The sequence below is a fragment of the Pseudomonas viridiflava genome (genome assembly GCF_001642795.1).
GTDB lineage: Bacteria > Pseudomonadota > Gammaproteobacteria > Pseudomonadales > Pseudomonadaceae > Aquipseudomonas > Aquipseudomonas viridiflava.
This window is the reverse complement of the sequence record NZ_LKEH01000025.1, coordinates 272,113-299,095: the sequence shown is the minus strand read 5'-3', so window position 1 is coordinate 299,095 and position 26,983 is coordinate 272,113. Positions and strand designations below refer to the sequence as shown.

18 protein-coding genes are annotated in these 26,983 nt (G+C 58.4%); 9 read left to right on the top strand and 9 right to left on the bottom strand.

Annotation, left to right across the window (positions count from 1 at the left end; translation table 11 throughout):
* Nucleotides 1-56: 56 nt before the first annotated feature.
* The 6 genes from AO065_RS12060 to AO065_RS12035 all read left to right on the top strand — a co-directional run bounded on the left by AO065_RS12060 (nucleotide 57) and on the right by AO065_RS12035 (nucleotide 9,227).
* Entirely contained in the window at nucleotides 57-941 is an 885-nt protein-coding gene (locus AO065_RS12060) for a DUF4123 domain-containing protein (protein ID WP_004881459.1), read from the top strand.
* On the top strand, nucleotides 938-4,417 hold the full coding sequence (locus tag AO065_RS12055) for a toxin VasX (protein WP_004881460.1): 3,480 nt from the start codon (nucleotides 938-940) through the stop codon (nucleotides 4,415-4,417). The genes AO065_RS12060 and AO065_RS12055 overlap by 4 nt, the downstream gene beginning before the upstream one ends.
* The gene (locus AO065_RS27400) at nucleotides 4,407-5,483 is read left to right on the top strand and encodes a hypothetical protein (RefSeq protein WP_235811607.1); all 1,077 of its coding nucleotides are present in this window, start codon (nucleotides 4,407-4,409) and stop codon (nucleotides 5,481-5,483) included. Before AO065_RS12055 ends, AO065_RS27400 begins: the two co-directional genes overlap by 11 nt.
* Before the next feature lie 103 nt (nucleotides 5,484-5,586).
* Nucleotides 5,587-7,014, top strand: a complete 1,428-nt coding sequence (locus AO065_RS12045) for a di-heme oxidoreductase family protein (RefSeq protein ID WP_004881462.1) — start codon at nucleotides 5,587-5,589, stop codon at nucleotides 7,012-7,014.
* Between the two features lie 34 nt (nucleotides 7,015-7,048).
* Nucleotides 7,049-8,113 (top strand): imelysin family protein, encoded by a 1,065-nt coding sequence (locus AO065_RS12040; RefSeq protein WP_004881463.1) that lies wholly within the window; start codon nucleotides 7,049-7,051, stop codon nucleotides 8,111-8,113.
* Between the two features lie 16 nt (nucleotides 8,114-8,129).
* The gene (locus AO065_RS12035; protein WP_004881464.1) at nucleotides 8,130-9,227 is read left to right on the top strand and encodes a DUF1513 domain-containing protein; all 1,098 of its coding nucleotides are present in this window, start codon (nucleotides 8,130-8,132) and stop codon (nucleotides 9,225-9,227) included.
* Here the strand turns inward: AO065_RS12035 and AO065_RS12030 are convergent.
* From AO065_RS12030 to AO065_RS12015, 4 genes are all read right to left on the bottom strand, one after another.
* Entirely contained in the window at nucleotides 9,224-14,161 is a 4,938-nt protein-coding gene (locus tag AO065_RS12030; RefSeq protein WP_004881465.1) for a DNA repair ATPase, read from the bottom strand. The two genes, AO065_RS12035 and AO065_RS12030, sit on opposite strands and share 4 nt — an antisense overlap.
* Before the next feature lie 72 nt (nucleotides 14,162-14,233).
* Nucleotides 14,234-16,267, bottom strand: a complete 2,034-nt coding sequence (locus AO065_RS12025; RefSeq protein WP_154846454.1) for a flotillin family protein — start codon at nucleotides 16,265-16,267, stop codon at nucleotides 14,234-14,236.
* Nucleotides 16,268-16,304: 37 nt separating this feature from the next.
* Entirely contained in the window at nucleotides 16,305-16,877 is a 573-nt protein-coding gene (locus tag AO065_RS12020; RefSeq protein WP_155500414.1) for a hypothetical protein, read from the bottom strand.
* A gap of 86 nt (nucleotides 16,878-16,963) precedes the next feature.
* The gene (locus AO065_RS12015) at nucleotides 16,964-17,662 is read right to left on the bottom strand and encodes a PspA/IM30 family protein (RefSeq protein ID WP_004881468.1); all 699 of its coding nucleotides are present in this window, start codon (nucleotides 17,660-17,662) and stop codon (nucleotides 16,964-16,966) included.
* 253 nt (nucleotides 17,663-17,915) lie between these two features.
* Here AO065_RS12015 and AO065_RS12010 point away from each other — a divergent pair, with 253 nt between their 5' ends.
* Together AO065_RS12010 and AO065_RS12005 are read left to right on the top strand one after the other, a co-directional pair.
* On the top strand, nucleotides 17,916-19,070 hold the full coding sequence (locus AO065_RS12010; RefSeq protein ID WP_004881469.1) for an efflux RND transporter periplasmic adaptor subunit: 1,155 nt from the start codon (nucleotides 17,916-17,918) through the stop codon (nucleotides 19,068-19,070).
* A 13-nt stretch (nucleotides 19,071-19,083) separates the two neighbouring features.
* The gene (locus tag AO065_RS12005) at nucleotides 19,084-22,143 is read left to right on the top strand and encodes a multidrug efflux RND transporter permease subunit (RefSeq protein ID WP_004881470.1); all 3,060 of its coding nucleotides are present in this window, start codon (nucleotides 19,084-19,086) and stop codon (nucleotides 22,141-22,143) included.
* 48 nt (nucleotides 22,144-22,191) lie between these two features.
* Here AO065_RS12005 and AO065_RS12000 read toward each other — a convergent pair whose 3' ends face one another.
* The 5 genes from AO065_RS12000 to colR form a co-directional block, all read right to left on the bottom strand.
* Entirely contained in the window at nucleotides 22,192-22,419 is a 228-nt protein-coding gene (locus AO065_RS12000) for a hypothetical protein (protein WP_004881471.1), read from the bottom strand.
* Nucleotides 22,416-23,135 (bottom strand): lipopolysaccharide kinase InaA family protein, encoded by a 720-nt coding sequence (locus AO065_RS11995; protein ID WP_004881472.1) that lies wholly within the window; start codon nucleotides 23,133-23,135, stop codon nucleotides 22,416-22,418. The genes AO065_RS12000 and AO065_RS11995 overlap by 4 nt, the downstream gene beginning before the upstream one ends.
* Nucleotides 23,136-23,139: 4 nt before the next feature.
* Complete coding sequence (locus AO065_RS11990) at nucleotides 23,140-23,820, bottom strand: class I SAM-dependent methyltransferase (RefSeq protein ID WP_004881473.1); 681 nt, start codon at nucleotides 23,818-23,820, stop codon at nucleotides 23,140-23,142.
* Between the two features lie 184 nt (nucleotides 23,821-24,004).
* The gene (locus AO065_RS11985) at nucleotides 24,005-25,294 is read right to left on the bottom strand and encodes a sensor histidine kinase (protein WP_004881474.1); all 1,290 of its coding nucleotides are present in this window, start codon (nucleotides 25,292-25,294) and stop codon (nucleotides 24,005-24,007) included.
* Complete coding sequence (gene colR / locus AO065_RS11980) at nucleotides 25,284-25,967, bottom strand: two-component system response regulator ColR (RefSeq protein WP_004881475.1); 684 nt, start codon at nucleotides 25,965-25,967, stop codon at nucleotides 25,284-25,286. The genes AO065_RS11985 and colR overlap by 11 nt, the downstream gene beginning before the upstream one ends.
* Nucleotides 25,968-26,146: 179 nt before the next feature.
* Between colR and AO065_RS11975 the strand changes: the two genes are divergently transcribed.
* Nucleotides 26,147-26,878: a phosphatase PAP2 family protein gene (locus AO065_RS11975; protein WP_032650778.1), complete on the top strand. Its 732-nt coding sequence runs from the start codon at nucleotides 26,147-26,149 to the stop codon at nucleotides 26,876-26,878.
* The last annotated feature ends 105 nt before the right edge of the window (nucleotides 26,879-26,983 follow it).

The window sequence follows — 26,983 nt, the reverse complement described above, 5'->3', positions numbered from 1 at the left end:
TTGCACCTCTTGCACCACCGACTATCCGCGCCTCATGCCCTCTTCAAGGCGCGCTCATGCCCGAGTTTGAAACCGGTCCCCACGACCTGCCGTGGTCGAAAAATGCCTATCTGCTGCTCAACCCCATGAGCGTTCCGAACCTGAACAGGAGGATCGCCGAGTGGGAGCTGAGCGGGGTCCGCACGATGCTGTTTTTGCAGACCCGGCTCAGCGAGAGCCTGGACGTCTCTCCTGCGCTGATTCAACTGGAGGATCCCTATGATCCGATGCTCGCGCGCTTTCTCGACCATGCGCGCGAGGAATGGGGGCTATTGCTGTTCAGCCCGGCAGACCGGAAAACCCTCATCGACCATTTGCGCTGGCTGATGTTTGTCGAGATGCCGACAGGCCAGACCTGCTACATGAACCTTTCGGACACGTCACTGGCCAACGCCCTGTTCGGCATGCATCCGGGGCACTTCGACAATCGTCTGTTCGGCCCTATCGATCATGTCTACGCACCCGACAGGATGACCGAGCAGTGGGGCAGTCACGAACGCATCGGCGAATCGATGCCCCATGATCCGAAAATCCCTTATCGCTTGAGCGCCGAACAGATCGACGCGTTGGGCGACGTCATGTTTCGCCTGACCGTCGTCAACCTCGATCAGCATCTGCGCCGTTTCTTTCCGGATTACCTGCCCGACCTGTCATTGAAGACGCGCTACGAACAGGTGCACAGGCTGGCCAGTACTGCCTACGAACAAGGCTTCAAGAGTGAAGCCGACATCTTCCATTACGCCAACGTCGTCCTCTTTCTCGCCGATCAGCCTGAGGAGGCTCATCCAAAGATCAGGGCACTGCTGCGCGACACCTCTGAGTTGACCCCCTCACAGCGCATCGAGCGGGCCCACTGGCTCGTGGTGCTGGACGCCCGGCAGCAGGAAGGAGCATCGCAATGAACCCGCAAGACAATCCAAAAACACTGCCTGCCAAGGACAAGGCCTACTGGGAATCCAGGGCCAGAGAACATGTCGATTCGCACAGTAGACCGAACACCTGCCCTGCCCCCACCAACAACATCCAGTTGCTTCCACTGCGCTACGGACGGGTGGAAAGGCTTGGCAGCAAACCGGATTCCAAAGTTTACGCGCGCCTCAAACGCCCTTTGGGTCTGCGTCTGCTTCGGGACGGCTACCTGTATGTGATCGAAGAACGCACCGGCTACCTGCATGAGTACCGGGTTGAAAACGGCGTCCCGAGCAAGCTGCTCTGGAAAGGCGCGGAGGTTGTTCAGGACACTCGGCAGAACAGCACGGGAGAACACGCGCTGGTCTTCCCAAACGACAGCGTCCTGCATGTTGCCTACTCGGAACTGCAATGGACCGCAGCCAAATGTGCCCAGGCGCTGGGCAACGCTGCGGATCGTTTCTACTTCATGCAAAAAGTCGATCTGGCAAAGGCTGACTGCCTGAAAGGTGGCGTCCACCTGAAGGTCCAGAAGCAGGTCAGTGAGCAGCTCGCCGAACTGGCCGAGCAGCCTGCGCAGCAATGCGCCACACCCGATATCTCGCAGGCAGAACAGCAGGATTACGTCTGGGAGCATCAGCCTCTGTTTCGCGAAGCCCACATTGGCGAGTTCAAGCACTTGATCAAGCCGCTGCACGAGAAAAGCCATTTGTATCTGGTGCTCGACGACAGCATCGGCATCCTGCGCGATCTGGCCGAAGAGCAGGACACCGTGGTCGGCTGGATAGAAGAATGGCGTGAGCGAAACAACAACGAAACCCGCTTTCTCACTGCCACCTATATCGACACGCTGATGACCGTGGGCGACACCAATGCCCGTCAGGTAAACCCCGATTCAAAGCTGCTCAAGGAGACCACGCCGCAGCAGCGCTCGCGCATCTACGACTTCATCAACGCCCGTAACCAGTGGCGCCGTGAAAAGCGTTTGGGGCCAGAGCCCTCCAGGACCCCCGACGGCCACTATGCCTACAGGAGGGGCGCCGATTACAACGAGCGCTTTCAGCAGCGGTTTGCCAGGCTGGACATGGAAAACAAGCAGGCGCAGATGAGATCGGCGCTGGGCGAAAAGCTCCATGGGGAGCTCGAAGAGGATATCGAAGCGCTGGATGAAAATAGTCAGGGCACGCTGAACGGTGTGGGGCTGGGTTCCCGGGGCATCAACGATCTCGTTCGTCACGACGAGATGCAAAGCTACCTGAATCAGGAGCGTTCGCACCTAAGGCGCTGGACCCAGCGACTGGATGACATCACTCATGACCGGATCAGCCTGTTCACCCAGAGCGAACTCTACCGAAGCGCCTGGTACTTCGACCCGGACCATCCTGACCAGCTGAAAAGCGCACTGGCCATGGAGCTCAACTGCACCCGCGACCTGTGCCGCACGGAAGAAAGTCTGCAAAGGGTCAGCGACTATTTTCACGACAACCCGCATTACGTCCTGCCGGTGTTTTATGGACGCCTGAATCTGGAGTTCCTGCGCTCCAAATCGGGCGATCTGATCAAATTGCTGGATGACATCAAAAACTTTGGCGCAGCGCTTGCCGATGCTCAGGACCGTATCACCAAGGTCAGCCATGTCATGGGCCATCACTGGACCCTGAGCCTGAATCTGCCTGAAGCCGCACGGCCGCTGCATCAGGCGGTCATCGCCAGCTACATACCGTCCATCGCCCTGCGTATGGAGCAGTGGCTGCGGGATATGCACAGCAAACTGAACGACACGGAAGTGCGTCAGCACCTGAACACATTTTTGAAGCAGAACAATCGGGCGCAACGCCTGGGCGCGCTGGTGGCCATGCAGCAGGAAGCCGTCACGCTGAACGTGGCCAACGAAACCGATGTGCAGAAATACCGCGACGCGTTCGTGCGCCTGAACCACCTGATCGAGGCCGAGAACGATCTGATACGCGAGCGAACCCGTCTGAGCAAACTGAGCAGCAAACGCTCACTGACGCCGACCCAACGCACTGAGCTGATATACGACAAACAGTACATCCAGCAGCAGTTGCTACAAACCCGCAACCAGCTGGCCGCCGTACGCCGCGAACTTGAGAACGCCATCACCCCTACCGGCAGACCCATCAATGGAGCCATCGGGGTGAAGTTGAACATCAGCGATGCGCAGTTGCGGGTTCTGGAAGACGAAATTGCGCGTTATCGGGCTGGCGCGGCAAGGGGGTACGGGACTCAGGGTGCTGTAGGGAGCGCGTTCAAGGGCAGCTTGTTTCCGTTGCTGGCGATGATGTTGCAGATCGGGAATTTGGGGGATGCTTTGGATGCTTGGAGGAAGTCGGAGGGGAATAGGTCTGCAAAGGAGATAGTAATAATAGGCGGAGCCTTATTTTCTCCCATAGCAGCAGCGCTCTCAGTTTATCAATCCGCACATATCGCGATTGTCGACAACGCACTTCGTGCGCTGGCGGCCAACCCCGCAGGCACAGCGGGAGGATTATTTGCCGTCCGACTGGGAAAACTAGGATTGGGTTTGGGTGCATTCATCCTGCCCCTTAGCCTGACCGGCGCTGTAGGAACAACATTGAACAACTGGGAAAAATGGAACACAGCGCTCAGCGCTGGCACAACAGGTGAAAAGCTCGGTGCAGGAGCAGCACTGGTGGGCGATATCGGATCTACCGTTCTTACTGCGGCAGTAACTGGCAACGCCGGCATTGAATTATATGGCCTACTTAGAGAGGTCAGAGCAGCACCTGTAGCAGAGCGAAAACTGGTCGCCAACATGGCCTGGGCAACCCGAGGCGCACGCTTCCTGCGATTTTGGATGAACATGAACCCTTGGGCGCTTATTTCAGCAGCGCTGCAATTAGGCGGCGAAACGCTTTACAACTATTTCAATCTTGATGACCAACAGAGGTGGTTGCTCGGCTCTCTCTGGGGCAAAGAGCCTCAGGGCTGGGATTGGCCCACTCACGCGCAAAAGCTTGCTGAGGCTAACTTACGCCCCACTTTCATCGACAAGGCAATGATTCGTCGCGAGATTGATGGCGAATCTGTGCGCAGCCTGCAGTTGGTATTGCCCGGTCTGACTTGGGCCAGCTTCGACGACACTTCTTTACGATGGTCGGCCGAGTTACATAACGTATCTGATAGACAGGACGTCAGCGAGGTCCTCCGCCAAGGGCTCTCGATAATCGCAGTATCTCCCTTGATTCTTGCACTGGAAGTTCCGAATAGCTGGCAAAGCCATCACGCGCTGCTGGTTGTGCGTGTGGCGGTCAAACCTGCACTGGTAACAAATTATCTGAAAGCCGATGAAGGCTACCTGACTTACCGCATTCCGCTTGGCATGGACATAGTAAGCAAACCTGTCAACGCATCGACCGACGAACCGGTAGAGAACCGTCAACTTCCAGCAACACAGATCACAAGGGAACGTTTGAATGACCTCTGACAAATACGACCGACTTCCACATGTGGGTGACACTGAAGTAGCACCCGGCACTGAAGTATTCTACCTCGCACCACTCCCAGTTCCAACAGGTGTTGCCGCGTTTAGCTCCCGTAGCCTTCTTCAGGATGCTAATGAAGTTTACCTAGACTTCGGATTGGGTGCCGCGACGATTGAGTTTGCAGTTCGTTGTAGTATCGGTTCAGTTATGTCCGTTGTGATTTGGTTTCTGCTGGTATCCATAGGGCTAGGCATTGACGATCATTTCCGGTTTGGAGCACCTGTTTTTGAAGTCTTTCTTACATTATTTCTACCAAATCCTTATATTTGGGGAATCTCTGGTAGCTTGGCGCTAATGTATTTTTGCTTCTTCGTCCACGCCGTCTACCCCCACTCCAGAATCCCACCCACCCGCTTCAACCGTCAACGCCGCGAAGTCGCCTACGTCGCCAAGCGCGGAGAACCGCCCCGCTTCATCCCATGGGAAGACGTCATCGCCTGCGTCAGCAGCAGCATGGTCGCCACCGAATACGGTACTCAGCAGAAGTTCGCCTTGATGATCGGCCTGCGGGACGCATCGGACGGGCAGGTCGTATGGCTGACCGTGCCGAGCTACACACTGGGAATGGCAGTCGGCGAGTGGGAGGCGATTCGCGCTTATATGGAGGAAGGCCCGAGCGCACTGCCGTTGCCGATGATGGGCGAGAACATGGAGGAAGGCACGGTGGAGTTCTTCCACATGTGCCGCAAAGGCTACCGCTACGATCACTGGTACATACGCTACCTGTTCGGCTTTCTGCTCATCCAGTTCTGCAGCGGCTGGACCCTGCCCTGCCGCATCGCCGCCTGGGTAGAACGCCTACCAAAGAAAGCGTTTCCCAAGGCCGTGCTCGACTGGTCAAAGCCCTTGCCGCCCGAGCAATGGCAACACCCCAGCGACGAGCTGATCGAACAGAGCGAGGCGGTGCGCAAGACGCTTCGCAAAGGACTGACGGTGTTCGATCATTTCAGTATGCAATCGAAACCTGAGGGGGCAACACACCCCGTCACTGAACTTGAGAATTCGTAACAACACGTTGCTTCAGTGACAGCAAACGATAATCCCTCTTATTCAAATTGCACGAGGCTGATAAGCTTGCACGCCCTGATTTTCGCCTCTTTTTGGGATGTGTATGGCTACGCGGTTTCGTCTGTCTCTTGCGCTGCTCACGACTCTGGTCGTGAGCGCGTGCGATGACGCCCCGCGTTTCACGCACGCCGAACCGGGCGAAGCGCTGTCTGGCGGCAGTGCCACCGTCAAAAAAAGTGACCAGAATGCGTTTTCACTGCCGTCGGCCAATCTATCGCCGGTACGTCGCCTGGACTTCAGCGTGGGCAACAGCTTCTTTCGCAGCCCTTGGGTCATTGCGCCCTCGACCACCACCGCGCGTGACGGGCTGGGGCCATTGTTCAATACCAATGCATGCCAGAACTGCCACATCAAGGATGGTCGCGGCCATCCGCCCGAAGCCGGAGACACTAATGCCGTGTCGATGCTGGTCAGGCTCTCGATTCCTGACAATCCGGCCTTTGCCGACCTGATACAGCGTAACGGCGTGCTGCCCGAACCGAACTACGGCGGTCAGTTGCAGGACATGGCAAATCCAGGCGTCACGCCAGAAGGCAAGGTTCGCGTGGAGTACGATGCGCTCACGGTGAAGTTCCGAGATGGCACCGCCGTACAGTTGCGTCAGCCTACCTTGCGTATCACCCAACTGGGCTACGGCCCCATGCATCCCGAGACCCATGTTTCGGCAAGGATTGCGCCGCCCATGATCGGCCTCGGTCTGCTGGAGGCGATTGCGGACGAAGCCGTTCTGGCCAACGCCGACCCTGACGACAAGAATGGCGACGGCATCTCCGGGCGGGCCAACTGGGTCTGGGACGACGCGCAACAAAAAGTCGTTATGGGGCGTTTTGGCTGGAAAGCCGGACAACCCAACCTCAATCAGCAAAATGTGCACGCCTTCTCCGGCGACATGGGACTGACCACCAGCCTGCGCCGTTTCGACGATTGCACACCGGCCCAGACCGATTGTCTGGCGGCACCGAACGGGAACGGTCCGGACGGCGAGCCAGAGGTCAGCGATAACATTTTGCGGCTGGTCGAGTTCTACACGCGTAACCTGGGTGTTCCGGCGCGACGTAACGTCGACGACCCACAGGTGCTGACGGGCAAGAACCTGTTTTTCCAGGCAGGCTGCCAACAGTGCCATGTCCCGTCTTTCAAGACGCGAGTAGACGCCGCCGAGCCTGAGCTCGCCAATCAGGAGATTCGGCCTTATACCGATCTGCTGCTGCATGACATGGGCGACGGACTTGCCGATAATCGCACCGAGTTTCAGGCAACCGGCCGCGAATGGCGCACGCCGCCACTCTGGGGGCTTGGCCTGACGGCTGCAGTCAACGGCCATACGCAGATGCTGCACGACGGTCGCGCGCGTAACGCCCTTGAGGCGATACTCTGGCACGGCGGCGAAGCCCAGGCGGCACAGCGACAGGTATTGGCGTTCAACGCCGAACAGCGCGAGGCGCTGTTGGCCTTTCTGAATTCATTGTGATTTTTTCCTCTTCTTCACGCATAAGGAGCCGGACATGTTCCGACCCAAGTTGTTGCTGACCAGCCTTGCGGCTCTCGCCTTGGGTGCCTGTTCGCCATCCGACCCTCAGGCCGTCACGTCTGCGGCCATCGCCAAACAGGTGATCCTGCCGACTTACAGCCGCTGGGTGGATGCCGACCGTCAACTGGCAAGCAGTGCGCTGGCGTTCTGTCAGGGCAAGACTGATCTGGCAACGGCACGTGCGGACTTCCTGAAAGCGCAGAAAACCTGGGCTGAATTGCAACCGTTGCTGATCGGTCCGCTGGCCGAGGGCAACCGCGCCTGGCAGGTGCAGTTCTGGCCGGACAAAAAGAACCTGGTCGGACGTCAGGTCGAGCAACTGGTGACTGCCCAGCCGCAGATCAACGCAGAAGAGCTGTCCAAGGCCAGTGTCGTGGTCCAGGGCTTGTCCGCTTACGAATACATTCTGTTTGACGCCGAGATCGACATGGCCAATGCCGAGCAGAAAGCCCGTTACTGCCCATTGCTGATGGCCATCGGTGATCGTCAGAAGACCCTGGCCGAAGAAATCCTCAGCCGCTGGAACAGCAACGACGGCATGCTCGCGCAACTCAGCAAGTTTCCGAATCAGCGTTACGCCGACTCTCACGAAGCCATTGCCGAGCTGCTGCGGGTCCAGGTGACAGCGCTGGACAGCCTCAAGAAAAAGCTCGGTACGCCATTGGGTCGCCAGAGCAAAGGCCAGCCGCAGCCTTTCCAGGCTGATGCATGGCGCAGCAAAGCGTCGCTCAGCAGCTTGGAAGCCAGTCTGGCGAGCGCCGAAACCGTGTGGACCGGCGTCGATAACAAGGGCTTGCGCGGCCTGCTGCCCGCTGAGCAGAAACCGCTGGCTGACAAAATCGATGCGGCTTACGCTGCCAGCCGCAAACTGCTGGCGGAGCTCAAGCCGCCATTGTCCGATTTGCTGGCGACCGAAGCCGGACGCCAGCAACTCAATGCGTTCTACGACAGCCTGAACGCGGTCCATCGTCTGCACGAAGGCGAACTGGCCAAGGCGCTGGGCATTCAGTTGGGTTTCAACGCCAACGACGGCGATTGATCGAGAGGGTGAAGTGATGTTTCGACGTCAGGTCCTGGCCGTTGGCAGTCTGGTGCTCAGCGCTTTTACGCTGGGTGGCTGGACCCTGTTCAAGCAGAAGGATCAGGGGCCGCTGCTGTTGTCTGCCCGTGACGATGCAGAAGGCCGGCATTTCGCGGTCGGTTACCGACTGGACGGCACGCAAGTGTTCGCCACTCAGGTCGGCCAGCGCTGCCACGACATCATCAATCACCCTTCCCTGCCGCTGGCGGTGTTCATTGCGCGGCGTCCGGGCACCGAAAGCTACCTGCTCGACTTGCGCGACGGGAGCCTGCTGCAGACCATCACCTCTCTACCCGATCGTCATTTCTACGGCCATGCTGTCATCCACCGCGACGGTGAATGGTTGTACGCCACCGAAAACGATACCCGCGACCCAGGCCGCGGGCTGCTGGGCGTGTATCGATTCGTCGATGAACGACTGGTGCATTCGGCAGAGATTCCAACCCACGGAATCGGCCCGCATCAGGTGTCCTGGATGCCGGACGGCGAAACCCTGGTGGTCGCCAATGGCGGGATTCGTACCGAGGCGGAAAGCCGCGTGGAGATGAATCTCAATGCCATGCAGCCCAGTCTGGTGCTGATGCAGCGCGACGGCACACTGCTGAGCAAGGAAACCCTGTCTCAACAGATGAACAGCGTGCGCCACATGGGCATCGCCAGCGACGGCACCATTGTTTCCGGACAGCAATTCATGGGGGACTCGCACGAGTTGTCCGAGCTGCTGGCCATCAAGCGGCCAGGACAGCCTTTCCAGCCCTTTCCGGTCGCAGAAGACCAACTGCGCGCCATGAATCACTACACCGCCAGTGTCGCGGTACACAGCGACCTGCGCCTGGTCGCGCTCACCGCACCTCGGGGCAACCGCTTCTTTATCTGGGACCTGGACAGCGGTGCCGTAAAACTCGACGCGCCGCTGCCCGACTGTGCCGGCGTCGGTGCCGTGGCTGACGGCTTTGTCGTAACCTCCGGCCAGGGCCGCTGCCGCTTCTACGACTGCCGCAAACCGGAGTTGCTGGCCACGCCGCTGGAGCTTCCGACCGGTTTCTGGGATAACCACCTGCATCTGGCCTAAGCGCGGCGCCCCTGATCGGCAATGGCCCGAATGCCTTCAACGGCATCGCTGAGCTGGGCGACGATTCGGTTGCCCACATCCTTGTCATCACCGCCCATGCGCTGATTGCGAACGAACGTCTTTTTGATCTCCTCCCAGCGAGCGAGTTGTTCCTCGGTCAGCCGTCCGCACAGCTCGGTCAGCTTGAGAAGGTTTTCTTCTGCACCCTGGGTGAGCAGCTGTGACTCGCCACGGTAGTGATCTGAAATCAACTGGTTGATTTCTGCTTCGTTCATGACCGCCGATACTTTCTCCGCCAGTCTGTTCATGTTGCGATAGCTGCCCTGAAGACGAAACGGTGGTTCGGTTCGGTACTCATCCGCCTGGGAGGCACTGTCGATGTAGGCTGCGTTGACGCGCAACAACACCTCCCGAATCGTCATCAGGCGGCGGATCGTTTCAGTCAGTTCGGTGATTTCTGCACCACTGTATTCATGGCTGAGATCGCTGGTGCTGAACGTCTTCCCTTGAGCGTGCCCGGCCAACAGGTAAAAGTCCTGCATATCCCGGTTGGCCAGAGGTGCCAGGACCGGATTGGAGGTCATGCAGTTTTCGAGGTAACTCAGGGCAAAAGCACTTTCGTTGCCACCCGACACTTCGCCAAGGTTGTAGACATCGGCGCGGTTGACCAGCATATCGGGGATCCTGAACAGCTCGCCCGATTCCGTGTAAGGGTTACCCGCCATCACGATGCAGAACTTCTTGCCACGCAGGTCGCAGGTTCGGGTCTGACCTTTCCAGACGCTTTCGATACGCCGGGAACCGTCGCACAGCGAAATGAATTTCTGAAGAAACTCGGGTGACAGGTGCTGGATATCGTCGATCAGCAGACAGACGTTATTGCCCATTTCAAGCGCCAGGTTGAGCTTTTCCAGCTCCATGCGCGCAGGCCCGTCGATCGCTTGCGCAGGATCCAGTGAACTCGTGCGATGGCCCAGGGCAGGCCCGTTGATCTTGACCAGCGCCATACCCAATTGAAACGCTACGTATTCGATCAGTGTGGTCTTGCCGTAGCCGGGCGGAGAAATGAGCATCAGCAGCCCCATCAGATCACTGCGCTTGCCCTCTCCGGCGGTACCTATCTGCTTGGCCAGATTATCGGCGATCAGCGGCAGATAGACCTCGTTGATCAGCTGATTGCGAACGAAAGAGGTCAGAGGACGTGCCTGCAGATCGTTGATGCGCAGCACCTCACGCTCACGACGCAGAACCGATTGTCGCCACGACTGATAGCGGTGCATCTGGGGAATGAAAAGCTCACGGTGCGTGCGCAGGCGCGTGAAGAAATCATCCAGTGAGAACGCAAGGGAACCCGAGTCGAGTCTCGGATGCTCTCCCAGAAGACCGTCAATGCGGACGTTCACGGAAAACGTATTGACCCGTAGCGTCGGTTTGCCAGCGAAACGCAGCAACAGCAAGGCTGTCGCTTCCGGCGCAAAGTGAGCAAGCGCGCCCTGTCCGGAGTCGATGCAGAGGCCCATCACCCAGTGCCCGATGAGCAACCATTGTCCCCGCAGATCGTTTGCCATCGCCTGTACCGCATCGCTCAGTTCCACTCCACACGCGTCAGACTCCAGACGCCGCTCGAGCGCTCCGAGAATGTCCCAGCCATGCCCACTGATTTCGAAAACCGGACGGTCTTGCGTCAAGACGTGCGCAAGGTACTCGGCGCTTTCCGACACGATCAGGGGTGAAACCGGCAAACCCGTCGCCACCGCGAAAGACTCGAGCGTCAGCGCAATGTCCCTGCGAATCTCGATCATGCCATCCGGGTGATTGAACAACCTGAGAACCGCAGCGCAGGACCGGGCCCGGCGCTGCAAGTCCGTCATCCTGGCCTCGAATGTTCCTGGCAGGTGCCAGGCAATCAATGCGAACGCTCTTGCCGATGGACTGAAATGCAACAGACCGGCCGCCGCCATGCACGGCATCACCTGCTGGAGTATCAAGGCAGCGTCATGGTCATGGATGCCCCTTTCATAGCCTTGCTTGTAGAGCGGGGTGCAGAACTGCCGGATGTGCTGCTCCAGTTGTTCAAACGTCATCTGCGAAAGGTCGATACCTGACTGCGTCGCAGCCTCGAGCACCTGGCCTGCGAGGTATTCGCTTCGATAGATGCTGTCTGACTCGGACTCCAGGCTGGCTTGAAAGCAGACGCGAAACGACGCGATGGCGTCGTCGTCGAGCCTCTCATGAAAGTCAGTGCCGGTGATATGCACCCAGAGGTGCTCGTCTCGGGGCAAAAGGGTCAGGTCCAATGCCTGGGTGTTGATACTGAACAGGTGTCTGGTCCCCAGTTTCAAGAGCGTACCGCTGGCATCGAACAGATCGGCCTTGTCCCGCTGCTCCCGCACCGCCTGATCGCGGGCGGCCTTCAGACGTGCTTCGATGTCGTCAGCCTTGACGCTGTCCTCGAGGATTCGCAGACGATCAGAAAGCTCGCGCAGCTTCAGCACCTGCGGGTCAGTGGCGAAAAAGCTGTTCAGTCGGTCGATGTCCAGACAACCCGAAAGACGACGCGGCAGGCTGTCCAGAATACGACTGGCCGCATCCATGAGCCCCTGCGTCTGGCGCTGGCGGGTATTGATCAGCGTCTGTCTGTGCTGCTCGAACGCCTCCAGTACCTCGTCACGCTTGCCCATGACATCGTTCAGAAACGACTCATGCTCACCAAAGCGGCTTTCCAGTTCGTCCAGTTGAATCAGCAATTTCGCCAGCTGGTCATCACACGCCTGAGGACTGTTCGCCAGCGACAGGGCATGGGTCAGACTTTGGCCTATCAACTGAAACCGTGCAGCAAACTGCGCAGTGGACTCGGACGAGACCAGCGCCTTGCGACGGGATCGAGCATGCGCCATGGATTGATTCATGCGCGCGTACACGCTGGAGATGGACTCGACAATGCCGGTGCGCTGCGTCGCGTCCTCGATGCCCAGCGAGCTGGCAAGCCCCGACAACAGGTCCAGAGCGGTCGCCATTGTTGCGAGGCTTTCCAGGGGCGGCTCCAGTTCGAACACCGATGCAGCAGCCTGAACCTGGCGATCCAGATCGTCGAGTTGCTGGCTATAGGGCAAGAGTGCTTCGGCCTGGCACATGAAGTCGGCGGCATCGCCAGAGGTGCGCTCAAACTCGGCCAGCAGGCTCTGCTCCATTTCTTCGATGGCGTGCAGGTCAATGTAGCGTTGTTCCTTGAGGGTCACGAGATGGCCGCGCAAGCCGGTGATCGAATCCAGCCGAGCGACAAAACCTTGGATATCCTCGCAACGATTCAGGCGCAATTGACTGGCGAGCGCGACGTGACGCTGTCTCGCCTCCTGCATCAATCGGGTGGAATGGCCCCGCAAGTGCTCGACTTTTTCGAATTCATCGGCTATCGAACTGCCGGTATCAGCAATGCTGCGCAGTATCGATGCCAGCGAAGCCGTGCTGTCGTGGATCAACCAGTGGTACTTGTCGAACAGAAGCGCAACCTGCCGTTCCAGTGCACTGAAACGAGCCGCCGTGGCGCTGGTAGCGACAGATTCTCTGGCAAGGTCATACAGGTCGGAAATGCCGCGGACCAATTCGGCATTGCCGATTCGGCCGAGAAACGAATGACTCGACGGCTGACCGGTTGCGTAATCCTCGGTGAAGAAAGGGGTCTGCCAGATCTGCACAGGATGGTTACGGGCAGGTTCGGCCTCAGCCGAGAAAATCACCATGCGTCCGTCTTCGAGACGCGCATACCCATGACTGAATACGGGCGGCAGCAACTGCCGTCGGATGGTGTTGTAAGTGAACAGGGCCGAACGCCCCTCGACCGCGTCATGGAAGATGTACAGAAAATCCTCACCGTTGGGCGAGCGCAGCAGACGCTTGAAATGCATGCCTTGCATCGCAGACTCGAACAGCCTGTGCTCACCGTTCTGAAGATAGAGCCCTCCGGGAAATACAATGCCGTGATCGTCGGGAAGACGCTGACACGCGAGGCCAATCGCATCAATCCGGGTCAGCGCAAGCGCCTTCAGATTGCAGACCAGATAGCGGCACTGCTCTTCCTTGTAGGGCCGGACACTCAAGAGGATCAGATTACCCAGTCTGGCGAAGGCCACTTGTACATCAGGCAGCGACTGGTTCTTTTCAGCGAGCGCCTCACGGTACAACTCAATCCCGGTTTCTGACGGACTCTCGCCCCTGACAACCAGCTCGCCGTTCTCTAGATGAATATGGACGCTTTCAAGAATGGTCATACGGGGCGTTTGATCGTTGACGATCATCTCCCTACCCGCCTGAATCCATTCAAAATCGTAACGTGGCTCGTTAACGATATCGCGCTCCCCGCGATTATCGAGGTAGCGTACCTCGTTGCCCGACGCGCTCATCGACCAGCGGAAAACCCGGATATCCGTGAGACGTTCGCCGAACTGAAAACTGGCCAGCAAGCGGTTTTCAGAGACGGACAATTCCAGCAACCGGGCATCGCGGTAATAGGTATAAAACTCCTCGAAATCCCTGCGAAACACCGGATCGGCCAGCCAGGTGCCGTCCACATCAACAGCGTGGGTTTCATAACCCTGCTCGCCCTCGCTCAGACGGAACAGCGCAAACACATCGTCAATTCGGGCTGCCACATTGAGCCCGGGCGACACGTTGTAGCCGAACAGAAGGTCGGGACCGACACGCACGATGCCTCTTGGAATGCAGCTGTTTTCCGTGCGTAACCGAGCTCGTCCCAGTACCTCCATCGAGCTGCACCCGAACTCTTCAAGCCTTTGGGCATTGAGCGTGTCGACCTGCCGAGACAGGCTGTCGCCCTGTTCCTGCAGGCGTTTGAGCAATACCTCATAAGCCCCACTTTCAGTGACCGCCGTGTTCGACGCTTCCTGAGTCGGGTTTTCAAACTGATCTTGGGACATGGGTCAATCCGGATGGGCAGGTCAGTGTCGTGAAGAAGCGCCCGGCAAACGAACCGGGCGCTGGCCTGGGCATTACTGAGCGTCGGGACGGCGGTCCGACGCTCTTTCGGTGGCCACTCTGGAGAGCATCCCGAGTCCGGTCTGAATGACCTGAGCGGCAAGTGGGCTGCTCTGATTCAGACCTTCGATGGCTTTGCCGACCGAAAGGGATTTCACGAAGGCGTCGAATACGCCGTTATCCCCTCCGCCCACGAACTGGATGCTGGCCTTGCTCATGGCAGCGGACAGCACCTCGGCCTGTTGCTCGGCAATCTTCTCGTTGGCCGCGATGCTCGCCATGGTGATATCGAGCTGGTTCTGCAGAGCCAGACGGAACTCTTCGTGCTCGCGGGCACCGCCCGTCAACTTCTGCATCGCCTCGAACTTCTCGGTCAGTCCCGCCGCTTCTGCCTCGAAACGTTTCTGAAGAACTTCGGCTTCGGCAGCGCCGACGTCCTGGATGGTCGCTGCTCTGGACTCGCCGATGGCCTTGTCGCCCTCGGCCTGGGACAACAGGCGCTGCTTCAATACGGCCGCTTCTGCCAACCCCTCGCGCTCGATGGCTTCAGCGATCTGTATCCGAACCTCTGCATCGGACTCACCCACGGCACGATCACCTTCTGCCTGAGACAACAGCCGCTGCTTCAGCACCAGCGCCTCGGCCTGCCCTTCACGCTCGGAGGCCTCTGCGATCTGCATGCGAACCTCGGCCTCTGCCAGTCCTGATGCAGCCTTCTCGGCACGTACGCCCTCGGCTCGCTTGATCGCAGCCTGCGATTCACGTTCGGCCTTGCGCAAGTCGGCATCGGCCAGCGTTACCAGTTCCTTGGCGCGGTATTCCGACACCACTGTGTCTGCTTCGGCCTGTTTGACCAGACACACCAGATCGCGCTCGGCTTGCGCCTGGGCTTCGGTGACGACCACGGTTTTCTTGCGGTCCGCATCGGCGACCATACGTAATGTGGTGATGGCCTCTTCTTCCTGAGCGACGGTCTTTTCGACGATAACGCGCTCGCGCGTGACGCTGGCAATCTCCCCACGCTTTTCTTCAAGCTGCCGATCACGCTCGATCCGGCTCAGCGACACTTCGCGTTCGCGATCAACCTGCGCCAGGGCCTGGGCGCGAATGACAGTTTCCTTCTCGAGCATGACGACGCGCTCGCTGTTCTGGTTTGCGACATCCACTTCACGCTGATGATTGACCGCTGCGACATCGATGCGCTGCGCGGCGGCGATGCGGGCTTCCTCGGCTCGCAGATGCTCTTCGGACTGAACCTTGAGCGTCTCGGCTTCCTCGCGTGCGATCACCGATGCGATTTCACGCTTCTGCCGCGCCTGCGCATCGGCTTCCTGACGTTCCAGCGCCAGACTTGCTTCGATGGTTTCGACGTTCTTCTTCTGAATCTTCAGCGCCTGATCACGTTCCAGCTCGTTGGTGATGACGTTGTGGACGGAAGTCAGTTCGGTAATCTTGCGAATGCCCTCCGCATCGAGAATATTGTCGCGGTCGAGGTCAACCTTGGGCGTCTGCTCAAGGAAGTCGATGGCCACGTCCTCAAGCACATACCCGGAAAGATCCTGACCTATCACGTTGACGATCTCATCGCGAAAACGGACGCGATCCTCGAACAGTTCAACGAAATCGAATTGCTTGCCAACGGTCTTCAGTGCCTCGGAAAACTTCGCATTGAACAGCTCGTTGACGGCCGACTTGTCCGAGGCGCGCTGAACACCAATGGCCTTGGCAACCTTGAGAACGTCTTCACGGGTTTCGTTGACGCGCAGAAAAAAAGCCACGGTGATATCGGCACGCATGTTGTCCCGGCAAATCAGCCCACCCTTGCCTTTTCGATCGATCTCTAGGGTGATGACGCTGATCTTCATCTTTTCCATGAAGTAGAGATAAGGCAGCACCATGGCACCGGTGAAATAGACTTTGGGGCGACTCGACAGATCGTTGACGATAAGCGCTGTGCCCTGAGGGACCTTGACGTAGAAGGTCTTGATCAATAATGCCAAAGCGACCAAGGCAAGAACTGCGACGCAGAGGATAATGAGAAATGGCATGGCCATGTCCAGCATGCTGTATGACTCCATAACGGGCTCAGCCCTTGAATTCCGACTCGCTGACGACGAGATAGGCATGCTCGTCTGCGAGGTATTGAAGAAGCACCACCCGGTCATTGCGTTTGATTTCGGGGGTGCCGAAGGTACGAACCTGAAGCAGCAGCCCTGCGCCGCCATCGCTCATCAGTGCACGTCCGCTGTTGCAGTTCACGGTCTGGCTTGTGACGACCGCCACCTGCCCACAGATCGGCTTCGGTTCCGGCCCTCTGATCTTTCTGACGAGAGGTTTGAAAAGGCGAAGGGTGACCAGGGTAAAGATCGAAGCGGCCGCGAGGGCCAAAAGCCCACTGACAAACCCAAGGGGGTAGTAGAAAAAGCCGAGTGACAACTGGTCGATGAAAAGCAGCTGGCCGAAGTAGCTGACCAGCCATCCCGAAAGACTGATCAGTGTCAGGATGATGGAAGCAGGCACGCCGGTGAGACCGAGACGGGCAACCAGCCCCTTACCCGATTCGACACTGGCACTGTCGAAGGCTGAAACAGCCTGCATGTCGATATCGACCGGACCGCTGTCAAGGATGCCCAGGCACACCATCAGCCAATAAATCATGGTTATCGCCAGCAACAGGCTGAAAATCACCACAGGGAACGACAACGCTGTATCGATGAAATGGTACATGTCGACATCCTTTCGAATCAGGCGCACTGCTGCTCGCGATTACTCTTTATTCGCTGCAATACGGTTTGCGCGCTGAAGGTGTCGACTGTGATCCCTGCATCCAGCAATCGCTGTTCAAGATCGGCATCGGCAAGACTCGATTCCTCCCGAACCTGCAGGCGGGCCTCTGTCTCCAGTTGACGTTGCCGAAGATCGTTCAGGGCATCCGTGGCGCTTCGCAGCCTGTCGGCCGACTCCTCGCGGGATACCGCCCAGCCGCCCTGCGCCTGCTGCACGAACTCTGTGGTCCGCACCATTTCGACCTGCTGCCGGAGTGCCCACAGCTTCTGCTCACCGACACGCAGACTCGCGCTCAGGCTGCTGACAGCGGTCGCATAGCCCTGCGCGATGCGGGCATCCTCGGCCATCAGTTTTTCCAGCAGACCGATCCTTGATGCAGTCTCCAGAGCAGTCGCTTCGTCGTCCGCTTCAAGTGCCGTTTCAGCGTCGCGAACCAGCAAAGCGACCTGTGCCCGTGCCTGCGTCACCTTTCGTGTTGCATGAAGACTCTTGGCCATCAGGCCCGCGAGACTGGAGCGGCTGGCGTCGAGGTGTTGTTCGGCGTTGCGGATTTCCTGATCGAGGATATGCAACGTCTGTCGCGCCACGATACTGCTCGACGCCTCGTTTGCCCCGCCCCGCAAGGCAGTCACTATTTTCGTCCAGATGCCGGCCATGCCATTTTCCCTTGGGCGTATTGATCGAATTCTGATGACTCGATAAACATCCGACGAAAGATGACATAGGAGAAAACGGTGTTATGCCGGAACAGTCGTTTAAAAAAGTAAGAAACTTCCTCAGGAGCTGAAATTCACGACGTTCAGCCCTTATATTTTTTCCAAACAGCGCATTAGCAACTAGATTTGAAAGACTGCCGTTCGGATCGCGTTCGCGATCCTGTGCGTTTCAAATCTTCCAGGGAAGTGAAGCATGTTGCGTCATCGCATGTTGATAATGCTGGGCGTTGTGATGCTCGTCGTGCTTGCGCTCGCGGGTTACAAAGCGTTTTCCATCTATCGGCAGATTCAGCAGTTCAGTGCGCCGAAGCCGCCGGTCAGCGTGGCAGTGGTCAACGCTGTGGAGTTGCCCTGGCAAAGTCGGCTGCCTGCCATCGGTACGTTGAAAGCCGTCCAGGGTGTGGACCTGAGCCTGGAGATTGCGGGCACGGTCAAGGCGCTGCTATTCGAGTCAGGGCAGAAGGTTCGCGTCGGGCAGCCGCTGTTGCAACTGGACAGCGATGTGGAGCGGGCACTGCTGGGAACTGCCGAAGCAGACCTGGGGCTGGCACAGGTCGAACACGGACGCGGCAGCAGACTGGTCGGCGATCAGGCAATTTCCCGCGGCGACTTCGACAAGCTGGCTGCGCAATTGAAGAAGGCCAGCGCCACGGTGGCGCAGCTCAAGGCCTCGCTGGCAAAGAAACAGATTCTGGCCCCGTTCAGCGGCACCATCGGGATTCGCCAGGTGGATGTCGGCGACTACCTGGCCAGCGGGACCGTGATTGCGACCCTGCAGGATTTGAGCAGCCTTTATGTCGATTTCCATGTGCCCGAACAGGCCCTGCCAAAACTCTCCGTCGGGCAGCGGGTGCAGGTCAGTGTGTCGGCTTATCCCGGCCAGTCGTTCGACGCCACGATCAGTGCGATCAATCCCAGGGTCGACGAAAGCACGCGCAACGTTCTGATTCGCGCCACTCAGCCAAACCCGGACGGCAGACTGCTGCCCGGTATGTTTGTCGACCTTCAGGTCATTCTGCCCAGCGCGCCCAGCCAAGTAGTGGTCCCGGAAAGCGCGATCACCTACAGCCTTTACGGCAATTCGGTTTACGTGGTGGTGGCCAGGCAAACCGAGGCAGGCAAGCCTGAAAGCAATCCCCGGGACGAACCACAACTGACGGTCGAGCGACGCTTCGTCAAAACCGGCGAACACCGTGAGGGCAACGTGGTGATTCTGGAAGGGCTCAAGGCGGGAGATCAGGTGGTAAGTGGCGGTCAGTTGAAGCTGGACAACGGCGCTCATGTCGCGATCAGCGCAGATGCCACGCAAACCAGTGACAGCAACGCCCCGGCCAACCGCGCGCAATGATCAGGGAGCCGTCATGACTTTCACCGACCCGTTCATTCGCCGCCCGGTGCTTGCAACCGTCGTCAGCCTGCTGATCGTATTGCTGGGCATTCAGGCTTACAGCAAGCTGGTGATCCGCCAGTATCCGCAGATGGAAAATGCACTGATCACGGTGACGACGGCGTATCCCGGTGCCAACGCCGAAACCATTCAGGGCTATATCACCCAGCCGCTGCAGCAGAGCCTGGCCAGCGCCGAGGGCATCGACTACATGACCTCGGTGAGTCGTCAGAACTTCTCGATCATCTCCATTTATGCACGCATCGGTGCTGACAGCGACCGGCTGTTCACCGAATTGCTGGCCAAGGCCAATGAGGTGAAGAACAAGCTGCCGCAGGATGCCGAGGATCCTGTGTTGAGCAAGGAGGCGGCTGACGCTTCGGCGCTGATGTACGTCAGTTTTTACAGCTCGCAATTGAACAATCCGCAGATCACCGACTACCTGTCACGTGTCATCCAACCCAGGTTGGCGACGCTGCCGGGTATGGCCGAGGCCGAGATTCTGGGCAATCAGGTGTTTGCAATGCGCCTCTGGCTGGACCCGGTGCGTCTTGCCGGTTTTGGCCTGACAGCCGCCGATGTCACCGATTCGGTGCGTCGTTACAACTTTCTGTCGGCGGCTGGCGAGATCAAGGGCGAATACGTGGTGACCAGTATCAACGCCACCACCGAACTGAAATCTGTCGAAGCCTTCGCCGCTATCCCCTTGAAGACCAATGGCGACAGCCGTGTGTTGCTGGGTGACGTGGCACGGGTAGAAATGGGTGCCGAGAACTACAACACCGTCAGCTCGTTCGATGGCATTCCCTCGGTGTACATCGGTATCAAGGGTACGCCGAGCTCCAACCCGCTGGACGTCATCAAGGAAGTGCGGCGCATCATGCCGGAGCTGGAAAGCCAGCTGCCGCCGAGCCTCAGGGTGTCCATCGCCTACGATGCCACGCTGTTCATTCAGGCGTCGATTCATGAGGTGGTGAAAACGCTCATCGAAGCCGTGTTGATTGTGATCGTCGTAGTCTTCCTGTTCCTCGGCGCTCTGCGTTCGGTGCTGATCCCGGTGGTCACCATTCCGCTTTCCATGGTCGGCGTGCTGTTCTTCATGCAGTTGATGGGTTACTCGATCAACCTGCTGACGTTGCTGGCGATGGTGCTGGCCATCGGTCTGGTGGTGGACGACGCCATTGTGGTGGTCGAGAACATCCACCGGCACATCGAGGAGGGCAAGACGCCGTTCGATGCCGCCATCGAAGGTGCGAGAGAAATCGCGATGCCGGTGGTTTCAATGACCATCACGCTGGCAGCGGTGTACGCCCCGATCGGTTTTCTGGAAGGACTGACCGGTGCGCTGTTCAGGGAATTCGCCCTGACCCTGGCAGGCGCTGTGGTCATCTCGGGCATCGTTGCCCTGACCCTTTCGCCCATGATGTGCGCCATGCTGTTGCGCCCCGAAGAAAACCCGAGCGGCCTGGCGCACAGGCTCGATCAGGCCTTCGAAAGGCTCAAGGTGCGTTACCAGCGCATCCTGCATGCCACATTGAACACCCGCCCGGTGGTAGTCGTGTTTGCAATCATCGTGCTGTGCCTGATTCCGGTGCTGCTCATGTTCACCAAATCGGAGCTGGCGCCGGACGAGGACCAAGGCATCATTTTCATGATGGCCACGTCGCCTCAGCCCACCAACCTGAATTACATCAACGCGTATACCGACCGCTTCGTGACGCTGTTCAAAGCGTTTCCCGAGTACTACTCATCGTTCCAGATCAACGGCTTCAATGGCGTGCAGACCGGCGTCGGTGGCTTCCTGCTCAAGCCCTGGAATGAACGGACTCGCACCCAGATGGAGATCCTGCCCGAGGTCCAGGCCAGACTCTCGGAGATTCCCGGACTGCAAATCTTCGGTTTCAATCTGCCTTCACTCCCCGGGACGGGCGAAGGGCTGCCGTTCCAGTTCGTGATCAACACCCCCAATGACTATCCGGCCCTGCTGGAGGTCGCCGAACGCATCAAAAAGCGCGCGACGGATTCGGGCAAGTTCGCCTTCATGGACATTGATCTGGCTTTTGATAAACCGGAAGTGGTCGTGGATATCGACCGAGCCAAAGCCGCACAGATGGGCGTGTCCATGCAGGACCTTGGCGGTACGCTGGCAACCTTGCTGGCCGAGGCGGAAATCAACCGTTTCACCCTCGAAGGACGCAGCTACAAGGTGATTGCCCAAGTGGAGCGGGCCTATCGCGACAACCCCGGGTGGCTGAACAACTATTACGTCAGAAACAACGAAGGCCAGCTCTTGGCGCTGTCCACGCTGATCACGGTCAGCGACCGCGCACGACCGCGGCAGTTGAATCAATTTCAGCAGCTCAACTCGGCAATCATTCAGGGTTTCCCCATCGTCAGCATGGGCGAAGCGCTCGAAACGGTCAGACAGATTGCAGCTGAAGAAGCACCTGAAGGGTTCGCGTACGACTACGCCGGGGCATCCAGGCAGTACGTGCAGGAAGGCAGCGCCCTGTGGATCACCTTCGCGCTCGCACTGGCGATCATCTTTCTGGTGCTGGCGGCGCAATTCGAAAGCTTCCGCGACCCTCTGGTGATTCTGGTGACGGTTCCGCTGTCGATCTGCGGCGCCTTGATCCCGCTGTTTCTGGGGGTGTCGAGCATGAATATCTACACCCAGGTCGGGCTCGTGACCTTGATCGGTCTGATCACCAAGCACGGTATTTTGATTGTAGAGTTCGCCAACCAGTTGCGCCGGGATCAGGGAATGCCAGCGCGAGAGGCAGCGCAAGAAGCTGCGGCGATTCGCCTGCGTCCGGTGCTGATGACGACGGCGGCCATGGTCTTCGGAATGGTGCCATTGATACTGGCAAGCGGCGCCGGGGCTGTCAGCCGTTTCGACATCGGTATGGTGATCGCGACCGGTATGTCAGTCGGCACGCTGTTCACGCTTATCGTCCTGCCTTGCGTGTACACCCTGCTGGCAGCGCCTGACAGACAGGCCAATCAGGTGAGTTCGGCAGTAATTGATCCCTAGCCAAACGACAAAGGCCCCGACAAGGGGCCTTTCAGGTCAACGAAGTGTTCAATTTTTCGATCCAGTACCCTGTGCCAGGCTGTACATCAGGAGCAGCAAATCATGATCGGGCTTCACTGCTACCTCACTCTTGATTGCACGAGGCAAAGGGCAGTGCCCTTCGCCGTGCTGGGCACTCAGGATCTTCGTACCCGGTTGTTCAAGCGCTGCCATGGCGACTGTTGCAGTCGCCAACGCCGCGAATACGAACAAACCTCTAGCCATTTCGAGCTTCATGACTCTAAACCTTTGATAGAGCTGCCAAACGCCGCTTGGTAAAAATAGACTAACTTCTGCCAGTCTGCGGCACTGAATGACGAATGGCGTCTCAATTGCTTCATGTCATGCTGCGCAGCCCCGTAGGCCGTCCAGCGACGACGGCCCTTTTCCAGGTCAAGCAGTGCAACTTCGGCTCTGGCCTGATCACCCTCGCCAGTGACACGCACAAAAATATGCTTGATATACAGGCAACTGTGCTGCCAACGCCCCAAATGCATGCGGGCCAGCGTTTTGCCTATTTCACTGAGCATCTGCTCGTACAACAGTTCGCCATACTGCTCGCGGCCACCTGCAGCAAGCCACTTTTCGAACTCTTCGAATCCCTCCAGTGCTTCGGTCACCAGAAGCGCGCGCCATTCGTTTTCGGTGCGCTCCGCGCCGCAGAACACGATTTGCGGCACACTGACGCCCAGTCTGCTCAGACCTTCCAGGGCGTCGCGCTCGCGAAGTACCGTCGGGCGCCCGAACGGGTGCAACCAGCTGCGGTAGATATGACCGGTCTGCCGTTTGCTGTAGAGCGTCTGTCCATCGTCCGTGATCAACCGTTGCACGCCACTCTCACCACCACGCCGCACGTTGGGTTCTTCAACCCACTCGCCACGCTGGCTCCAAAAGTGACTGAACCCGTTCTTTCCCGGGTTTACAACTGGTTCCTTCAAGGACTGCAGACCCATCTATTCACCTTTTACGCAATACATAGACTCGCCACATGGCGTACATCGGCAGGAAGTCCATTCGCTTCTGAATGCGAAATCCTGCCTCTTCAAATTCTGTTTCTGCGGTAGTAACCGGTAACACAAAACGGTTCTGGTAACTTTCCTGCCCATTTTCCTTGTGGCGCTGGCTCTCGAGCTTTCTGCGCTTCCAGGCTTTGAAATTGCCATCCACCCACAGGGACACAATCACACTGTCGCGGGTAACGCGCTGAAACTCCCGTAACAGAGCCATCCGGTCACTCGACTGACCGACATGGTGCAACAGACGCATGCAGAAAATGCTGTCCACCGCGTTGTCAGGCAGGTCGATAGCGAAAGCAGATGTCTGCAAGGGTCGTACCCTTTTCACCACATCGGCCGGTTGAGATTCACAGGCGATTCGCAGCATGTCGGCGGAGTTGTCCGCACCTATGATGGAACGATTGGGCTTCTCGGCCAGCAAAGGCCAGAAACGACCTGCCCCGCATGGAAGATCCAGTACCAGACCGGGGTCTCCGACCATGTGCAGTGCCTTTCGTGCCAACTGTTCGTCACGATAATGAGACAACTTGCGCCATAGACCGTCCTGATGTTTTTCCAGGTACTGGCGAGCGTGGTCCTTGTCGTACTTACGGGAAAACTCAAGTTCAATGCGGTCGCTCATGAGAGCATCTCCTGACGTTAATGGCGGCCAAATTAGTCAGGTCGCCGTCATCGTCAGGTCATCTGAATGTGAAAAAAACGTCACATTGACCGGTCAAATGTTTCCAGAGTTTACAGGTACTTGCGTGCCAAGTGAGCCGCCTCTGGTCAGAGAGCGGCCTGCACATGGCGAATCAGGAAGGGCATTACGGTTTGACGATGTCCAGCGTGACCCTGAAACGGCAGCCATGGGGCTCCATCGGCGTCAGGCTCACGCTCCAGCCCTGGTTGGCACAAATACGCTGTACCAGCGACAGACCCAGGCCAAGACCTTCGCCACGTTGCTCGTTACCCCGCACGAAAGGTTCGAACATGGCTTCACGTTTCTCTTCGGGGATACCGACACCACTGTCCTCGACGACGAAGCTTTCGGACTGCAGCGTCAGCGTAATGAAACCGTGGTCGGTGTAATGCAGCGCATTGCGCAGCAGGTTGCCCATCACGGCGTGAAGGAAGGTTGCGTTGTAGCGGATGTCAGAGACCTGGCCTTCCGGTGGCAGGTTATACGTCAGCTTCAGCCCTTTGCCCTCTATCGGGTCACGCCACTGCGAGATCAGTTGCTCGGCAACACCGACCAGCGTCGCCTTGGGCGTCATGGCGGGATCTTCGCGCTGGGTACGTGCGAGCATCAGGAAGGTCTGGACCAGATCACGCATCTCTTCACAGGCACGGCCGATGCGCTCCACCTGCCGACGCGCACGCTGGTCAAGTGCAGGGTTCTCCAGCAGCAATTCACAGGAGCTGGCGAGCACCATCAGCGGCGTACGCAGCTCATGACTCACATCGCTGGTGAACATCCGCTCGCGGATCAATGCCTGTCGCAGACGCCCCAGCGTGGCGTCGAAGGCGACGGCCAGTTCACCCACTTCGTCCGCGGCGTAGTCAGGCGCCAGAGGCGGCGCAAGGCCCAGCAACTGATCGCGATGACGGACCTGTCGGGCCAGCCGCACAACCGGCGCCATCACGCGTCGGGCAAGCACCCAGCCCAGGAAAACGGCCAGCGCCAGTGCGAGCACGAAACCCACCAGCACCACCGCGAACAGCACGCGCTCGCGCTCTTCGAAATCGCTCTGGTCCTGCAGCAAGGCGTAGTGACGACCATCGACCACTTCGATCATCGCGTGATAGGACAGCGGCCCGCGGAACACCTCGTGAAAGCCCGGCTCGAGATGACGCAGGTCCTTGGGCAGGTCGAAATCGCCAGGACCGTTGGTGAAATAGAACAACTGGTCAGGCTTGGGCCGATGGCTCCAGTCGCTAACGCTGTCCATCAGCATCAGGCGGTTGAGATCGCCGCCCAGGCCTGCGGAAATCAGTTTTTCTTCGACCAGGTGAACGGTGGAAATAATGCCGATTGCAAAGGATCCGGCGACCAGCGCACTCATCAGGGCAAACGCGATGATGATCCGCTGGGCAAGGCTCTGTTTAAACTCCATCCCGGCCCTCGGCCAAGCGGTAGCCCACACCATGTACGGTTTGCAGCAGCGGCTTGGAAAACGGTTTATCGATCACCTGACGCAGCTGGTGCACGTGACTGCGCAGGCTGTCGCTGTCGGGACAGTCATCGCCCCACAGCGCTTCTTCGAGAATTTCGCGACGCAGCACATGCGGGCTCTTCTGCATCAAGACCGCGAGCAGCTTGAGCCCGACCGGGTTGAGCTTGAGCATCCGCCCTTCCCGCGTCACTTCCAGCGTGTCGAGGTCGTAGATCAGATCGGACACCTGCAAGGTGCGACGTCCGCCGCCCTGGGCACGACGCAGCACAGCCTCTATACGCGCCGCGAGTTCGGACAGAGCGAATGGCTTGAGCAGGTAATCGTCAGCGCCGGAGCGAAAGCCCTGCAGGCGGTCGTCGAGCTGGTCACGCGCGGTCAGCATGATCACCGGTGTGTCGCGACGAGCGTCTTCGCGCAGGCGTTTGCACAGCGTGTAACCATCGATACCGGGCAGCATGATGTCCAGCACGATCAGGTCGTAATGTTCGGTGGCGGCCAGATGCAGTCCCGAGAGGCCATCCTGTGCGCAATCGACGGTGTAGCCTTTCATGCCCAGGTAATCGGCCATGTTTGCCAGGATGTCGCGGTTGTCTTCAACCAGAAGAATTCGCATGGAGCACTCTCATATGCAATTTGGGCTGGCGCAGCTTAAGACGAAGTGGACGTCAGGGCCAGCGCCGAAACGGCCTAACGATTTTTTCATCCAGAATTCACAACTCACATGACACACTCCGAAACAAAATTGCCGCAATTCATGACTGCGGTACGTATTCCACCAAAACCGGATTTGCCATATTGAAAGCCGTCTCCCCGCCGTACTCCCGTCCGCTCAACTTCTGGATATGCTTGGGCATACCCGCCGTCACCGCCCTGATACTGGTTCTGCTGGAGCTGACCTCCGTGGACATGGACCTTGCCAGACTCGCCTTTGACCCGACGGCCGGTGCATTCATTGGCAGGCACAGCTACTTTCTGGAAGACGTGCTTCATGATCGCGCCAAACAGGTGGTGATGGCGATTGGAGTACTGGCGATGATCAGCTTCGCTGCGTCCTTCAAGGTCGAGCGCCTGATGCCATGGCGTCGCGAACTGGGGTGTCTGGTGCTGTCGATGGCCCTCGCCACCGGTTTCGTGACTCCGCTCAAGGTTGTGACCTCCGTGCAGTGCCCCTGGAGCCTGACCGAGTTCGGCGGCCAGGAAACCTACAGCGAACTGCTCAGCCCGCGTCCGGAGACTGACAAGCCCGGCCGCTGCTGGCCGGGTGGTCATGCCGCCACCGGTTTTACCCTCTTCGCGCTGTTCTTCATGTTTCGCGACCGCAAGCCACGCTTGGCCAAAGCCGGGCTGATACTGGCCTTCACGCTGGGATCGATCTTTTCAGTGGGTCGCATGCTGCAGGGTGCGCACTTTCTGTCGCACAACCTCTGGACGGCGGTGTTCTGCTGGTTGATCTGTCTGGGGGTTTATTACTTCGTTCTGTACAGACCTGAGCGCCGCGAACCGGCAATTCAGCTCTCTCGCTGATCCTGAAGCGTCATACCAAAGCCTCCGTCAAACTTACTGATCGTTCTCAAGCTCTGCGTTATACACAAATCCGCCTCAACACTGATCGTGCCCATCGCTCCGCGT

Coding starts and splice junctions, on each gene's coding strand:
- AO065_RS12060 (WP_004881459.1), top strand. CDS start 57: ATGCCCGAGTTTGAAACCGGTCCCCACGACCTGCCGTGGTCGAAAAAT.
- AO065_RS12055 (WP_004881460.1), top strand. CDS start 938: ATGAACCCGCAAGACAATCCAAAAACACTGCCTGCCAAGGACAAGGCC.
- AO065_RS27400 (WP_235811607.1), top strand. CDS start 4,407: ATGACCTCTGACAAATACGACCGACTTCCACATGTGGGTGACACTGAA.
- AO065_RS12045 (WP_004881462.1), top strand. CDS start 5,587: ATGGCTACGCGGTTTCGTCTGTCTCTTGCGCTGCTCACGACTCTGGTC.
- AO065_RS12040 (WP_004881463.1), top strand. CDS start 7,049: ATGTTCCGACCCAAGTTGTTGCTGACCAGCCTTGCGGCTCTCGCCTTG.
- AO065_RS12035 (WP_004881464.1), top strand. CDS start 8,130: ATGTTTCGACGTCAGGTCCTGGCCGTTGGCAGTCTGGTGCTCAGCGCT.
- AO065_RS12030 (WP_004881465.1), bottom strand. CDS start 14,161: ATGTCCCAAGATCAGTTTGAAAACCCGACTCAGGAAGCGTCGAACACG.
- AO065_RS12025 (WP_154846454.1), bottom strand. CDS start 16,267: ATGCCATTTCTCATTATCCTCTGCGTCGCAGTTCTTGCCTTGGTCGCT.
- AO065_RS12020 (WP_155500414.1), bottom strand. CDS start 16,877: ATGATTTATTGGCTGATGGTGTGCCTGGGCATCCTTGACAGCGGTCCG.
- AO065_RS12015 (WP_004881468.1), bottom strand. CDS start 17,662: ATGGCCGGCATCTGGACGAAAATAGTGACTGCCTTGCGGGGCGGGGCA.
- AO065_RS12010 (WP_004881469.1), top strand. CDS start 17,916: ATGTTGCGTCATCGCATGTTGATAATGCTGGGCGTTGTGATGCTCGTC.
- AO065_RS12005 (WP_004881470.1), top strand. CDS start 19,084: ATGACTTTCACCGACCCGTTCATTCGCCGCCCGGTGCTTGCAACCGTC.
- AO065_RS12000 (WP_004881471.1), bottom strand. CDS start 22,419: ATGAAGCTCGAAATGGCTAGAGGTTTGTTCGTATTCGCGGCGTTGGCG.
- AO065_RS11995 (WP_004881472.1), bottom strand. CDS start 23,135: ATGGGTCTGCAGTCCTTGAAGGAACCAGTTGTAAACCCGGGAAAGAAC.
- AO065_RS11990 (WP_004881473.1), bottom strand. CDS start 23,820: ATGAGCGACCGCATTGAACTTGAGTTTTCCCGTAAGTACGACAAGGAC.
- AO065_RS11985 (WP_004881474.1), bottom strand. CDS start 25,294: ATGGAGTTTAAACAGAGCCTTGCCCAGCGGATCATCATCGCGTTTGCC.
- colR (WP_004881475.1), bottom strand. CDS start 25,967: ATGCGAATTCTTCTGGTTGAAGACAACCGCGACATCCTGGCAAACATG.